The organism is Candidatus Melainabacteria bacterium RIFOXYA2_FULL_32_9 (genome assembly GCA_001784615.1).
Classification (GTDB): Bacteria; Cyanobacteriota; Vampirovibrionia; order Gastranaerophilales; family UBA9579; genus UBA9579.
This window is the reverse complement of the sequence record MFRQ01000058.1, coordinates 13960-29155: the sequence shown is the minus strand read 5'-3', so window position 1 is coordinate 29155 and position 15196 is coordinate 13960. Positions and strand designations below refer to the sequence as shown.

Annotated in this window: 12 protein-coding genes and 1 pseudogene; 7 read left to right on the top strand and 6 right to left on the bottom strand. The window is 33.0% G+C overall.

Features of this window, described 5'->3' with window-relative positions:
- Nucleotides 1–1431 (top strand): annotated as a pseudogene (locus A2255_01390) (hypothetical protein).
- A gap of 29 nt (nucleotides 1432–1460) precedes the next feature.
- Here A2255_01390 and A2255_01385 read toward each other — a convergent pair.
- Complete coding sequence (locus tag A2255_01385; GenBank protein ID OGI21625.1) at nucleotides 1461–4166, bottom strand: hypothetical protein; 2706 nt, start codon at nucleotides 4164–4166, stop codon at nucleotides 1461–1463.
- A 309-nt stretch (nucleotides 4167–4475) separates the two neighbouring features.
- Here A2255_01385 and A2255_01380 point away from each other — a divergent pair, with 309 nt between their 5' ends.
- Entirely contained in the window at nucleotides 4476–5345 is an 870-nt protein-coding gene (locus A2255_01380) for a DUF4438 domain-containing protein (protein OGI21624.1), read from the top strand.
- 12 nt (nucleotides 5346–5357) lie between these two features.
- On the top strand, nucleotides 5358–5549 hold the full coding sequence (locus A2255_01375; protein OGI21623.1) for a hypothetical protein: 192 nt from the start codon (nucleotides 5358–5360) through the stop codon (nucleotides 5547–5549).
- 25 nt (nucleotides 5550–5574) lie between these two features.
- Here the strand turns inward: A2255_01375 and A2255_01370 are convergent, their stop codons facing one another.
- Complete coding sequence (locus A2255_01370) at nucleotides 5575–6297, bottom strand: hypothetical protein (GenBank protein OGI21622.1); 723 nt, start codon at nucleotides 6295–6297, stop codon at nucleotides 5575–5577.
- A 179-nt stretch (nucleotides 6298–6476) separates the two neighbouring features.
- Between A2255_01370 and A2255_01365 the strand changes: the two genes are divergently transcribed.
- From A2255_01365 to A2255_01355, 3 genes are read left to right on the top strand one after another with little or no spacing between them, the layout of a single operon-like run.
- Nucleotides 6477–7205, top strand: a complete 729-nt coding sequence (locus A2255_01365; GenBank protein ID OGI21621.1) for a hypothetical protein — start codon at nucleotides 6477–6479, stop codon at nucleotides 7203–7205.
- A 2-nt stretch (nucleotides 7206–7207) separates the two neighbouring features.
- On the top strand, nucleotides 7208–7933 hold the full coding sequence (locus A2255_01360; protein OGI21620.1) for a hypothetical protein: 726 nt from the start codon (nucleotides 7208–7210) through the stop codon (nucleotides 7931–7933).
- Nucleotides 7930–8505, top strand: coding sequence for a LemA family protein (locus tag A2255_01355; protein ID OGI21619.1), 576 nt, complete (start codon nucleotides 7930–7932; stop codon nucleotides 8503–8505). Before A2255_01360 ends, A2255_01355 begins: the two co-directional genes overlap by 4 nt.
- Nucleotides 8506–9214: 709 nt before the next feature.
- On the opposite strand, the gene A2255_01350 is transcribed toward A2255_01355, so the two are convergent.
- Nucleotides 9215–10633, bottom strand: a complete 1419-nt coding sequence (locus A2255_01350; protein OGI21618.1) for a hypothetical protein — start codon at nucleotides 10631–10633, stop codon at nucleotides 9215–9217.
- Nucleotides 10634–11105: 472 nt separating this feature from the next.
- On the opposite strand from A2255_01350, the gene A2255_01345 reads away from it, so the two are divergent.
- Nucleotides 11106–11741, top strand: a complete 636-nt coding sequence (locus A2255_01345; GenBank protein ID OGI21617.1) for an endonuclease III — start codon at nucleotides 11106–11108, stop codon at nucleotides 11739–11741.
- 7 nt (nucleotides 11742–11748) lie between these two features.
- Here A2255_01345 and A2255_01340 read toward each other — a convergent pair whose 3' ends face one another.
- From A2255_01340 to A2255_01330, 3 genes are all read right to left on the bottom strand, one after another.
- Nucleotides 11749–12681, bottom strand: a complete 933-nt coding sequence (locus A2255_01340; protein OGI21616.1) for a hypothetical protein — start codon at nucleotides 12679–12681, stop codon at nucleotides 11749–11751.
- A gap of 145 nt (nucleotides 12682–12826) precedes the next feature.
- Nucleotides 12827–13666: a nicotinate-nucleotide diphosphorylase (carboxylating) gene (locus A2255_01335; GenBank protein OGI21615.1), complete on the bottom strand. Its 840-nt coding sequence runs from the start codon at nucleotides 13664–13666 to the stop codon at nucleotides 12827–12829.
- The coding region (locus tag A2255_01330; GenBank protein ID OGI21614.1) for an L-aspartate oxidase at nucleotides 13635–15196 on the bottom strand (1562 nt) is incomplete at its 5' end. The genes A2255_01330 and A2255_01335, both read right to left, overlap by 32 nt.

Genomic DNA, 15196 nt, shown 5'->3' with positions numbered 1-15196 from the left:
ATGGATAATGTATTAATAACAGCTATTTGTCCTCACCCACCAATAATAATCCCTGAAGTAGGAAGATCTGAGACAGGGAAAGTCGAGCAAACTATTCTTGCTCTTCAAAAGCTTTCAGATAAAATTGTAAAAGCCAATCCAGAAACCGTAATTATCGTTACCCCTCATTCTTATTTCAATCCTCATTTTTTTAATGTTTATATGGATAAGGTTCTTACTGGAAATTTTGCTAATTTTGGCGCACCAACTGCTAAAGTCACTTTTGAAAATGATATAGAATTCATTGAAAATCTTGATATTCAATCTAAAGAATTTTTTAATGGGCTGAACAAAATGCCTTCAGGAACATCTTTAGATCATGGTAGTACAGTTCCTCTTTATTACCTCAATAAAGCTGGTTATAATGGAAAAATAGTAGTAATCAACTACTCATCTTTTGCACCTGAAAAACATGCCTACTTTGGTCAGGTAATAAGAAGAACCGCTCATACACTAAATAGAAAGATTGCATTCGTTGCAAGTGCAGATTTAAGCCACAGACTTACCCAGTCAGCACCAGCAGGGTATGACTCTGAAGCTCATTTCTTTGATGAAATTATTGCAGATAATGTATCTAAAGGTGATTACTCGGCCATAATGGATATCCATCACGAATTAAGAGAAAGAGCAGGAGAATGTGGTTTTAATTCTATAATGGTTGGTGTTGGTGTAGTTGATAAAAAGCCACAGAGTAATGAGGTTTTATCATACGAAGCACCGTTTGGAGTCGGATATTTAGTAGCTACGTTATAGCCATTCATTTCGCAGGTGGAATATTCTCTCCGTCGCTGTGCAAATTACTCCGTATTTGCAAGACTCCTACGAAAATATCCCACCTTTACTCAAATAATTTAGAAAGAAACAAGTAGGGAGAAAATTATGAAACCAGCAGAGTTGGCAAGACTTACTGTAGAAAAATATATTAAAGAAAGACAAACACTTATACATCAAACTAGTTTAATCGGTATAGATGTGCAAAAAGCAGGCACATTTGTTTCAATCAAGACAAAAGATGGGGATTTAAGAGGTTGTATAGGGACAATATTCCCGACAAAACAGACCATAGTTGAAGAAATTATTCATAATGCAATTGCAGCAGCAACTGAGGATCCTCGTTTTGATGAAATACAAAGACATGAACTAAATAATCTTAAATATTCTGTTGATATTCTATATCCGCCAGAGCCTGTTAAATCTTTTGAAGAACTTAACACTAAAACCTACGGCATTATCGTTGTTGCAAAAAATGGAAGACAGGCTCTGCTTTTACCTGATTTAGAAGGTATAGACACTGTAGAAGCTCAGGTGTCTATATGCAAAAATAAAGCAGGCATTCCATTAAGCGAACCTGTTGCAATTCAAAGATTTAAAGTTGAAAGATATCCTGAATAATAACTATTTAAACGTATAAAAGGCAGGTATTAAACCTGTTTATATACTTTTTTTATGTTTATTATCTTATCACCTATCTTAATCCCTTTAATTGAGATACTCTTTAGCCATTCAGGAATGTATGAATTCTCTAAAACTACTTCCTGATTCTTAACTTGCAATCCTATTAGCCTTATCAAAAGCCATATTAAACTCCCACTTGCCCAGGCTTGTGGGGAACAGGCTTCAGGGTAGTTTTCTATAAAAGTATCACCGTCTTCTCTCTGAAAACCACTGAATAATTCAGGAAGTCTATTGCCTTCAAACATATTGGCTGCTTCAAAAAGTCCTTTAGCTATCATTGCCATAGATTTTTCTGACAATCCGGCAGCCACAAAAGCACTGTCATGCACCCAAACAGAACCGTTATGATAGCTTATAGGATCATAAGCATGACACTTACAACCAAGTGTCCTTATCCCCCAACCTGAATACATATCATTAGAGATCATTTTATCCTCTATCATATTGATTTTATAGTCTTCTATTATTCCCATAGACAAACAATGCCCAATATTGGAAGCAACATTTAGCACAGGCTTATTACTTCTATCAAGAGCCATAGTGAAAAATTGTTCATCATTGAGCCAAAAATCTTTATTAAACCTTGCTTTTAGATCAATTGCCTGCTTCATAAGATTTTCAGCCTTTTCATACTCACCAAGCTCGTTATAAATTTCACTCATCAAAATATATGCTCTATACACATATCCCTGAACCTCAGCAAGAGCGATAGGGTAATCAGGATCACATAAATTACCTTTTACATTAAGTACGTGCCTTATACTGTCTCCAGCATCCTTCCAGCCTTGATTCTGAATTTTAACCTTTGAATGCATAGAACCTATAAAACGCAAATATCCCTCAGATATATTTGAATTTATCCATTTAAGTGCTGCTTCTGCATTTGGAAGTAGTTTTTTGAGAAAATCCTTATCCTGAGTCCATTTATAGTATTCCCCATACAGAATCAACCATAAAGGAGTAGCATCAACTGTTCCATAATAAGGAGCATGAGGAATAATTCCACTATTTGCAAGTTCCCCAACTCTCAATTCGTGCAAAATCTTTCCCGGGGATTCCTCTCTTTGCACATAATAATTTTTTATTCCTTTAATGGCAGCATTTTTAACACACACTGGCCAATTAGCAGCTTGAATATCGCTTAATTCTTGGATATATCTATCGTCAAAATCTTTCCCCTGAAACTTTGCGAGTAATTCTAAAGTATCCCTTGCTATATCGTTATTTAGAGGAAATACCTGAAGAGCTGTTGTCAAACTGTCTCTACCAAATAAAGCTGCATATCTAGGTAAGCCTGCACTAATATAACTGTATGATTTACCATCAATATTTATATAATTGACTAGCATATTTAAATCTTTGAGACTTTTATCTATAGTTTTTTGTATATTTGGTATATCCCCATCAATCTTAATCGCTGAAAACTCAGTTTTCTTTGCATTCTCAATTAAAGCCATCGCTTCATCATAAGAAGCCGGAGGGTCTAGAGTAATTTCCCCATCTACATAGGCTTGTGAATTCAATAAAGGCAAAATCATTATACAAATATTTCTGGCTTGATTTGGCTGTAAATCAATTTGATAAATCAATTTAGCTGAAACTTCATCAACATATTCAGGAAAAATTAAACTATCATTCTCTACCAAGCGAACCTTAACTCCGTAAGTATTGGATTCCAGAGTTGTGCTAATAATAACATTCCCTTCCTGGTCACATTCAATACGTACAGGAGGATTATCCCTGCAAATTTTACCTCTTACTTCAAATATATCTTTAATTAAACTTGATAAAATCAAGTTAGCTTTTAAACTTTCATGTCCTGAATTAACCAACTCTAATTTCTCAAAAAAGGCACCATTTATAGTTCGTCTTCTTTTAGCAATAGCGTAATCACCATAATTAAGCTCATCATGAGACCAGAAATTGTGGTTTTCTGAAAAATTTAATTTGTGTGGTAATTCTTGCGCATATTTATTTAATATTTTAAGCTCATACTGATCAACAAATCTCATATCATCAGCAAATAAGCCTAAAGCTCTTGATTCTCCAGTACCTTTATTAGCTTCAGAAGTTATATTGCCGTCTTTCTCAGTATTTAGGAACAAATTGCCATACTTGATAATATGTGTTCCTTCACTACTCTTTGAAGCGTTTAATATACTGTTAACTTTAGATTGCAAGCTAAAATGCGGACGATTATAGATAATGTCTTTAACATAATTATCCTGAAGTTCAGCTGCTTTTGATAAACTATCCAGCCCTATAAGTAAGGTAGTAACTTTAGATAGTATTTTTATACCTTCTACATCTTTTATTTCTAAAGCATTTAATATATTGAATAGTTCTATAATCCTAATATAAGATAATTCTTTTATTTCATTCAATGCAATAATCAGCATTTTTCCATTATCTCTCTCGTAAAGAGATAATAAATACTCATATACATTTGATGTAAGGTTTTTTACCACTTTTTTTGTCTTATTTATGCCCAATTTTTGAATTAAAATTATCAGAAACTTTTCTGAATCCATGATTAAAGAAGCATTTATGCTAGAGAGTTCATAAGAGAACTCTTTAATGATTCTTCCATATTTATGTAAATCTTCTTTTTTTAAAATTTCAGCTTCTTTAGGGGCAATTTTAATTAACTTTATTTCGTCCTCTTGACCCATAACTCTCTCTTCCCACAAATTATTTTAAAAAATAATATTAATCCTGAAAAACAAAGGCTTTTTCATTAAATTAACCTCACCAACATTCTAGCCATATATTGATAAATTGTGTATAAAGTATCCCAGCAAATCTTCAAAAATTTATAAATTTTTTTTAAACTTCGATCAAAGTACTTATACTCTGCCATAATAATTTTATCGAGCATATTCCTCTATACTCGTCTTCGCCTGTGGAGGCTTCAACCTGCCTACTGAATCTAAGATAGCTTGAAATTTCTGCTATAATTAATAACTGGATAGGAGGTATTAATGATTAAAATTAATGAGGATAAACTAGTACAAATATCTGTAATTGGAGAAATCAGCTCTCCTTCTATGGGCAGTCCATACAGAATTACAGCTAATGGGGAATTGAAAGTTTTTCCCGGAACCGGTGGAATAACCTATAACGTAAGAATTGGAGATAATGCTTGTGGATGGCAGGCAGATCACGTTGAACCGGGAGTCACTATTAAAAATTCTAATGAAAGTAATAATGGAGCATTAAATATATTATCTTGTATTGGAAATACAGCTAAAATAGTAAGCGGAGATGCAAAAGGTAAAACAGGTTATGTTGTAGGAAAACATGGCGGCTGTGAACACGTATTAATAGACTTTGATCCTGAAATTCTGGATGAGTTAGCAATAGGAGACAAGATCCAGATTAAAGCTCAAGGTGTAGGGCTTGAATTTATTAATCATCCAGAAATAAAAATTTTCAACATCTCCCCTGATCTTCTCAAAAAGATTCAAATTAAAGAGAAAAAAGGAAAGACGCAAAAACTCCAAATTCCTGTAACTCATTTAGTTCCAGCAAAAGTCATGGGATCAGGAATAGGAAAAGATAATGTTAATCGTGGTGATTATGATATTCAGCTATTTGATGAAAATGTTAAAAAAGAATATAATCTTGCCAATTTAAAACTTGGTGACTTTGTTGCAGTTATTGACGCTGATAATACATATGGCAGAATCTATAGAGAAGGCGCCGTTTCAATAGGTGTAATAGTCCATAGTGATTGTGTTATTGCAGGGCATGGGCCCGGTTTTATGACCGTATTTACATCAAAAGACGGATTAATCGAACCAGTAATTGATAAAAACGCTAATTTACTTAATTATTTATACCAGGATTAAGGAGGAATAATTATGGAATGCAATATTAGTAAAAATGAAGCTAATTGCACCTGCACCTATTCCTGCTCAAAAAGAGGCCATTGCTGTGCTTGTGTAGCATATCACAGAAGTAATGGCGAAATCCCAGGCTGTTTTTTTACAAAAGAAGGTGAAAAAACCTACGACCGTTCCATAGAGAATTTTATTAAAACATACAAAAGATAAACAACTGATTTATCGATTCAGGTTATTAAACTTCCATATTTTTACTGGCTTTATTTCTTAAAGCCAGAATTATTTTTTCAGCCGATTCAAAATCTTCTAAAGTATCGATATCAATCTGGGGCATTATTTGAGAGTCTGCAACAAAAATACCAGCATTATTGCCAAGAAAATCACCGGTTTCCATGAATGCTTCACGTGTTATAGCATATAGAGCACCATTTTCACAGTATATAGTCCCTCTTAGATGTTCTTCCTGTCTCCTTGGCCTTAAATGGTAATCATATAATGCAGTTAGAGATCCATCAGGATTCTGTTTCCAAAAAGGCATGGCCTGAGACACAACAAAACCAGTAAAAATTGAATCTTTATTAGAGTTAATTAATTTCTCAAGCGCAGCATCAATTACATTCTCATCTCTTAAAGGGCAGGTTGGTTGCAATAAAACAATAATATCAGGTGAATAGCCGTTATGTTCTAATTCAGTTACAGTATGCACAATAACAGGCGCTGTCTTCGTTACGTCTTGAGCTAATTCCTCTGGTCTTTTTATTGTTTCAGCACCAAATTCCTTAGCTACTCTGGCTATTTCATCATCTTCTGTTGAAACTATAACCTTATCAATATATCTGGACTTGAGAGCTGCTTCAATTGTATATGCTATAAGAGGTTTTCCTGCTAATAATTTTATATTTTTCCTGGGTACACCCTTTGATCCACCTCTTGCAGGAATAATTCCTAAAATTTTCATAAATCTATAACTCCAAAATTTTTAATTAACTATTTTTATTATAAAGCTTATTTATTTACTTCTCCTACTCTTTATTCTTGATTTTAAAGCCATAATCTTAATAAAATCTGTTTTTATATTTAAGCTATAATTTAAATAAGAGTTTTTCTAAGCGAACTTTTTGGATAACTGGAGATTTGATGAAGCTTTTAAATAAATTTTGCTTAGTAATTGGTGTACTGGTTTTAGTATCTTTTGTATTCACACAAGTTAGTAAAGCAGAAATATCTATCCCAAAGCCTGTTGGTTATGTAAATGACTTTGCTAATATTGTGTCAGACTTTCATGAAGCAAAACTGGTTTCAATTATTCAAGAACTAAAATCTAAAACAGGATCCGAAGTGGTGATAGTTACCCTAAAATCTCTTAACGGTTATCCTGTAGAAGATGCTGCTTTAACTATAGGCAGAGAATGGAAAGTGGGACAAAAAGGAGAGAATAATGGTTTAATTATCCTAGTCGCACCTAATGACCGTAAAATGAGAATAGAAGTAGGATATGGATTAGAAGGGTATTTAACTGATGGACAGGCTGGAAGGATTAGAGATGCCTATATGATTCCCTACTTTCAACAAGGAAATTATGAAAAAGGTATTACACTTGGAACAGCAGCCGTAATTAGCACCATAGCAAAAGGTTATGGAGTTGAAATTTCAGGAAATTATAATATCCCAGAACCTAAAACAAATTCTGAGCCAAATCCACTGTTTGTTATCTTATTTATCCTGTTTATGATAATAAGCTCAAGAAAAGGCTTTTTCTTTATAGGTCCTGGCTATGGTGGAGGATTTAGCAGCAGTGGTGGCGGGTTCGGTGGTTTTGGCGGCGGAGGCGGCTTCGGCGGCGGTGGAGCTTCAGGAGGATGGTAACTATGAATAAAACAATAAAAAATTTAATTATTGATCTTGAAAATATTTTTGAAGACAGACTTGTATCAATAATGTTGTATGGATCAGCCGCTTTTGGAGAATTCAAGGAAAAGGTATCAGATCTCAATTTAATAATTGTAATTGATAAAATGACAGCATCAGACTTAAAAACAGCTCTCCCTGCCATGAAAAAATGGTCAAAAACTAAAAATCCCATTCCTGTTTTTATGGATAAAGAGGAAATGTGTAATTCTTGTGATGTCTACCCAATTGAGTATTCCGATATTAAAGAAAGGCATAAAATTCTGTATGGTGAATATTTCCTAGATTCACTAATTATAAAAAAGGAGCATATTAGACTACAATGTGAATCAGAAATCAGAAACCTTCTGATCAAACTAAGACAAGGTTACCTCAGAAGTAATAATGACAGAAAAACTATTGATAATCTTGTTAAAAAAAGCACAACAAGCATTATCGCTGTTTTTAGAGCCGTCTTAAGAATTTTAGATGAATCAGTACCAATGTGTCATAAAGAAGTGATAGAACTTCTATCTACAAAAGTCAGCTTTGACAAAGATGTATTTACAGATATTCTTATACTAAGAGAAAAAAATAAAAGCCTGTCTCAAAACGATTATGTAATTGTTATACAAAGATTAATTAATTCTTTAAAAGAAGTGTTAAAATATGTGGATAAAATGGAAAAATTCCAGGAGGAAATATGAAAAACAAGAGTTTAATTGCACTATTATTAGTAATCATACTGCTTTTCTTTGTAGTTGGCAGCTTTTTTGGCACGTATAATGAGTTGCAAGTTTTAGATGAATCAGTTAACTCAAACTGGGCACAAGTTGAAAACCAGCTTCAAAGAAGAAGTGACCTTATTCCAAACCTTGTAAACACAGTTAAAGGTTATGCAAGTCATGAAAAAGAAATTTTCACTTCAGTGGCAGAATCAAGATCAAAGTTATCAGGTGCTATGCATAAGGGTAGTGTTCAAGATATAACTAAAGCAAATGCTCAATTTACCGGAGCTTTATCAAGATTACTTGCTGTAGTTGAGAATTATCCTCAACTTAAAGCTGATAGATCATTCTTATCTCTTCAAGATGAACTCGCAGGAACAGAAAATCGTCTTGCTGTTGCAAGAAGAGATTACAATGAAACAGTAAAAACATTAAATGCAAAAACCAGAATGATTCCGACCAGCATAGTTGCAAATATGATAGGAATTAAAGCAAGAGATTATTTCCAGGTAGAAGAAGTTAAAAAAGAAATTCCACAAGTTAAGTTTTAAGCAATTTTCTTGCCATTATTCATTAAATTTTTTCAAGCTGTACCATTAAGTCCTCAATTAAAGAATTGAGGACTTATGTGTATTAACAACAATAGAAGAAATATTCCCCTATTTTTAAAAAATGATTTGGTAAAGATTCGAATCTGATTGATAAGAGTATTATCGTAGCGATGTAACACAGACACTTTTTTAAGTCATCGACCCTTCCACAATGTCATCGCGAGGTTTCTAAAAGAAACCGTGGCGATCTTTCTAAATAAAAACTATAAGCAATAAGCCACATTGAAAAGATTCCCACGGGATCTTCGATCCCTCGGAATGACGATTTTACCTTTATTAGCTAATATTTCAACATTATCAACAATTTAACTAAAAGTTATTTTGCTTCAAAAAATCTGCAATCAACTCCACCGGGACCAACTTTTACATTTACCCTTTTCAAACATTTAGGGCAACATCCTGTATAAGCGGTTCCTTCTTTATTGATATATATTCTGTTATACACATTGCAGCATTTAAACATAACACTAATAAATTTTTTCTTTTCCATACCTTGAACCCAAAATCTTTAAACAACCCAAAACAAAGAATTAAAGCTAATAATATGTTAATACTTAAGCTAATTTTAGACAATATTTTATTTAGAAAACAAAATAAAAAGGATGTATATAATACATCCTGGAGAATCTAGCGAGCATCGTTGTGTGTTTTAGTTTTCAAGTTTTACTATCAATCCGTTACTAACGTAATTTCCACCTGAATTTAACGGGTGATTAACAATCTTACCCCTAACAATCATTTGAGTTGAACTTCCACCATCTAAGTTCATTGCATTATAACAACCAAACTCTCTCATTATCCTTGCAAGCTCATTTAACGTAGCACCTACAGAACCTTTTTGCCGTCCATCAATAGTGACCATAATTAATCTGTTATCGTAAGTGTATCCAACCGCTGTTCTTGGATTACGACCTGTGATTGATCCGAATTTTTGATCTTGAACGTCAACATAAACCTGACCATCTCTCACTAAATATGGGCCACCACTTATTGCCTGTTTTATATCTGTCCAATCGGGACTACTGGAGAATATGATTTTTACAGGATCACTTATTTTTAATTTTCCTAATTGCTTTTCAGGACCCACCATCACATAACCGTTAGCTGGAATTTCCAATCTGTCTTTAGATATGTTAATAATCTTTCCATTTTCAATTGCTACTTGTAAACCGTATTGAGGGGTAATTGGAGCTAATTTTCCCCATTTATCCGAATATATTATATTATATGCAGCCAACATTCTTGGTTGGTTTACATTATCAATCTTTATATCTTGGCCGTTAGAAGTAATTACCCTACCTTGCAAAGATATTCTAGCCATCCTAAACTCATTATCTTTTATTCCCAGAGTTACACGGTCATAAATTGGCCCTGTTATTAATTCTTCATTGATTACTAATGTTCCTAACGGAACTCCTGATGAAGGTTTAAAAAATGATGCATTGACTCCTGCAATTGCATCATTTTCTTTAACTATATTTTGTATTCTTTTGGTATGAGGCAAAGTAACCCCTGCTAACGCCGGTTTAATCTTAATATTCGGATTTAATGCCGTATTTACTTCAACAACATTTATAAACATCGGCCCTGCTTTTGTGTATTTTCGAATAGCAATATGTTTTACTCCGGGAGATACAGTCAGAATCAAGCCATTTTTATATTTTGCTCTAACTTGTTTATCCCAAAGTTTTTTATCTACTGTTGGAACCTTTGTTACAGGAGCAATATATGCCAGCTTTTGATTTGATGTTTCAGCAGTATCAGACTCAATTTGTGCATTATTTACAGGTAAACCCTCTGAATTTAAATAAGATAAAAGCAAGCCATGAGTTCCCTGAGGTGAGATCTTTAAGCTTGCTTGCGAATAATTATATTTAATTTTAGAAACTGAGTTCACTTTATCAATATTTTTAGGAAGGGTTGAGAGAGCTAATTTAACTTTATAGGTGGATATATCTACCCCTTTAGCTTTATCTTGTGCTACAACGGAGTAAGTAAAAGAGTACAATAATGTAGTAGCAAGGAAAGCTGCGAGATAATTTTTAGAATGATAAACAAGGCAACTCATAATTGTCACCTATAAAGCTTTTAGTAAACTGAGCTTTATCTATCCTTTCTATATAAACATTATATCAGATATTAATGCTCATTTGCACCCATATTTATGGTGTTTAAGCTACAATTATTTGCTGTATAACTGAATATTATTGAAACAAAACCTTCTCCAGAATGGTATCTTCTACACTTGTAATAAAAGTTGTTTTAACAAATGTTAACAATTTTGGCAGGTTTTGTATTTAGAATTTTATAAAACTTAAAAATATTCATTTAAAATTTAGCCAGATCTTATCCTATATTTCCTGAAAAAGACAATTTAAGGTATCATATAAGTAACTCAGTTGCTACTTATAAGTTTAATGCTTAGAGATTGCCACGCAAGAATATTGCTACTGATTATTCACGTCTTATGGCTCGCAATGACAGCGAGAATTATTTAAATAACAACTTTAAGGATTGAAAAACAATAAAGATAATAATATATGCTTATAAATATCGATAAAATACTTGAATTGCTGGAAACGGAGAAAGACAAAAAAAGCCAGTTTGTCTCGTATATGGATAAAAACAGAGATCCTTTTAAAACTATCATATCTTGCATCTTAAGTTTGAGAACAAAAGATGAAACTACTTACGGTGCAACATTAAGGCTTTTCAGTCTTGGCTCAACTCCTAATGATTTCTTGAAATTAAGTGAAGAAGAAATCCAGAAAGCCATTTATCCGGTTGGGTTTTATAGAAATAAAGCCAAAGTAATTCTGGGAATCTGCCAGGATTTATTAGCTAATTACAATGGACTGGTACCAGATGATATTGACGAATTATTAAAACTAAAAGGTGTTGGCAGAAAAACCGCAAATTTAGTTGTATCAAAAGGCTATGATAAACCTGCTATTTGTGTGGATACTCACGTACACAGAATCAGCAACAGACTTGGATATGTAAAAACTAAGACTCCGGATGAAACAGAAATGGCTTTAAGAGAAAAGCTGCCGGTAAAATATTGGTTAAAGATAAATGATTTACTGGTTACTCACGGACAAAACACCTGTAAACCCATCGGCCCCAAATGCACTATCTGTATCATTGAACCCTATTGCAATAAAATATTATTTTAGTTTAAGCTTATGCAAAAAATTCTTTTGAACTAGTGGACATTAGTCTGTTTTTAAAATCATTTCTGGCTTTTGAAATATTATTTAACCTTCTTCTTAGGTTTAAATCAGATATTCCAGACTCTTTTATTTGTAATGCCTTTTTCCAATCCCACCATACTTCAGGCTTTTCCCCATAAAATAGATCACTCATAATTTTTCTCATAAGCTGAGAAGGGGTTTGTTCCTCTGGGCTTTTTTTTATATAAATTCTAGAAACCTCTTCTCCGCTAGGCTTCACCATGCCTACATGTAAATAAGGATAATCATAAGAAACCTTTTGACCTAAACGATTAGACGTTTTATTAAATATTCTTTCATAACAAGGTGGGATTAAAGATTTATTTTTAACAGACCTTTTTGATAAGTCTTTCCAACCTACATCTTTCAATGCCTGGTTTACTTTTTTCTCAACTTCTTGAAAATTTGGCTGCTTATCAAAAGGTGGAACAAAAAAATGTCCGTGCGCTTGTATTACGGATAAACTTGTTCCGCATGTTGTTTTCTTTTTATTTAAAAAGCCAGAACCATGTTCGACAAAATATATATTTCTATTGGGATAGGCTCTTTGCAAATTTTTAATTATTGCTTTTATCGAGGATTGTAGAGCCTGATTTTCAGTTATTTTGGTTGATTGGTATAAGGAGCAACACTTTTTCTTAGGGACAATTAGTAAATGTAAATCACCAATCATATAAATATCAAGACCAACATTAAAATCTCTTGTTACGCCTGGTATTTCAACTTTTTCAGGAACATTTCCATTAATAATTCGGAAAATATTTTTTGAAGAGTTTTCAGGATATAGCTTATTATCTTTACCTAGAAAGTAGATTTTAGGAGTTTTTATATTTTTTCTATCAGCAAAATTATTTAAATTACTAACTTTGAAACTGTTATTCATAATTATTATTTTCCATAGATAGAAGGAATTTTAATGCTAATAGCTTAAAAAACTCAAAAGTTAAAATTGCTATCTGAATTAAAAATTTTTAACTAAAAGTTTACAAATAGTCACAACATAAAAGTATTAAAATAAGCTTTATTTCTTATATGTCCAGCCCAATATCAAGAATACCGGCTCTTGCTGTCATTGCACTTGTAGATATATAATTTACACCCGTTGAAGCAACTTGATTAACTGTTTCTAAAGAAATAGTCCCGCTAGCTTCCGTTATAGCTCTTCCATTAATAAAGTTAACAGCTTCTGTCATCTGATCAATAGTCATATTATCGAGCATGATAATATCTACCTTATTATCAATAGCTTCTTTGACCTGATCCATATTTTCTGTTTCAACTTCAATCTTTGTAGTATGCCCTATATTTTCTCTGGTTAGCTTTACAGCCTGAGTTATACTACCAGCCAGCTCTATATGATTATCTTTTATCATAACAGCATCATATAAACCAAATCTATGAGGAGAACCTCCACCTACTTTTACAGAATATTTCTCAAAAATCCTGAAGTTTGGAGTTGTTTTTCTGGTATCTGTTATTTTTGCTTTATATGGAAGGATACCTTCCTGAAATTTATTAGTTAATGTTGCAATTGCACTCATTCTTTGAATAAAATTCAAAGCTGTTCTTTCACCTGTAAGAATAGCCCTGGCGCTACCTCCTATTGTAGCTATATTCTGACCAGGAACAACCTTATCACAATCATTCAGAAAAACCTCGACCCTGATTTCAGGATCAAGCAATTCAAAAACCATTTTTAGAATATCAATTCCGCAAACAATACCTTCACTTCTTGAATTAACAGCTGCTCTTAACTTCTGTGAAGGTTTAACTATGGAATCAACGGTAATATCTCCATGCCCTAAATCTTCTTGTAAGGCCTGTTCTACAAGTTTTTTAATTATAAATTTCGGTGGAAGATAAGTCATTTTGAACTATTGTATCTCCTTTTCTGACATAACTATGATAAGCTCTTGAATCGGCATCAGGATAATCTTCCCTGTAATGAGCTCCTCTGCTTTCTCTTCTTGCCAGAGCAGATTTTATAATTAACTCAGCCATTATTAGAAGATTTCTAAATTCGTACTCTTCAACATTGCTACATTTATATTCTTTATTAAATTCCTGCTTCAGACTGTATATTTGCCTTAAAGCATCATTTAATCCTTGCTCATTTCTGATAATACCAGCTTTTTTCCACATTATTTCTTTTAATTGTCTGGTTAAAGAAGAAATATCGAGCTTTTCTGAAAAATATTCTTTATCATACTGTTCTATCAAAGAATCAATCCTTTGATCACAAGCAGATATAACCCCAATATCGTTATCACTTAGATATTTTGCTAGTTCATTTGAAACAACAAGGCATTCAAGTAATGAATTACTCGCTAATCTATTAGCGCCATGTAATGAAGCACAGCTTGCTTCACCTACTGCAAAAAGGCCAGGCATTGTTGTTTTTCCGGTAACTGAAATTTTTATACCACCCATAATATAGTGAGCAGCTGGAGAAACCGGAATACTACCGTTTAAAATATTTATTCCATTTTCCTGACAGACTCTTATTATATTTGGAAATCTTTGCTGTAATTTATTAGCATCAATTAATGAAGTATCCAATAAAACATAGGATGAATTTGTCTTGTTTAGTTCAAAGAAAATTGCTCTTGTCACAATATCTCTCGGCGCAAGATCTCCTCTTTGATCATATTTATAGGTAAATAATTCACCATCCAGATTCTTAAGTTTTGCTCCTTCACCTCTTACTGATTCAGAAATTAAGAATCTTGTATCATTCTCGATTATGGTAAGAGCAGTTGGGTGAAATTGAACGAATTCCATATCCTGAATGACTGCATTTGCTCTATAAGCAAGTGCAATACCATCACCTGTAGCTATTTTTGGATTAGTAGTAGTACTATAAACCTGTCCAGCACCACCTGATGCTATAATTACGGCTGATGAGATTATTGCTTCATATTCAAGATTTTCTGTATTAAAAACTATAACTCCATTACACTCATTATTAGAATTAATAAGCAGATCTACAGCCTGAGTTTTCTGATAAATAGTGATATTAGGATTATTTTCCACTAAATCTGAGAGAGTTACTTCAATGCTTTTACCTGTAGAATCACCGCCGGCATGCAGAATTCTTCTGACACTGTGTGCTGCCTCCAGAGTTAAAGCTATTTCATTGCTAGCATCTTTATCAAAAGGAACACCATAACTAAATAAATCTCTAATTACTTCTGAACTATATTTTGAGATATATCTGGCAACATCAACATTAGTTAATCCCGCTCCTGCCTTAACAGTATCCTGCACATGAAGATCAACGGAATCAAGAACATTTTCAGGCAATACACCGGCAATTCCACCTTGAGCATAGCGAGAATTGCTTTCTCTAAGTGTTGACTTGGTAACAAGTAACACCTTATTACCATTTTCAGCAAGTT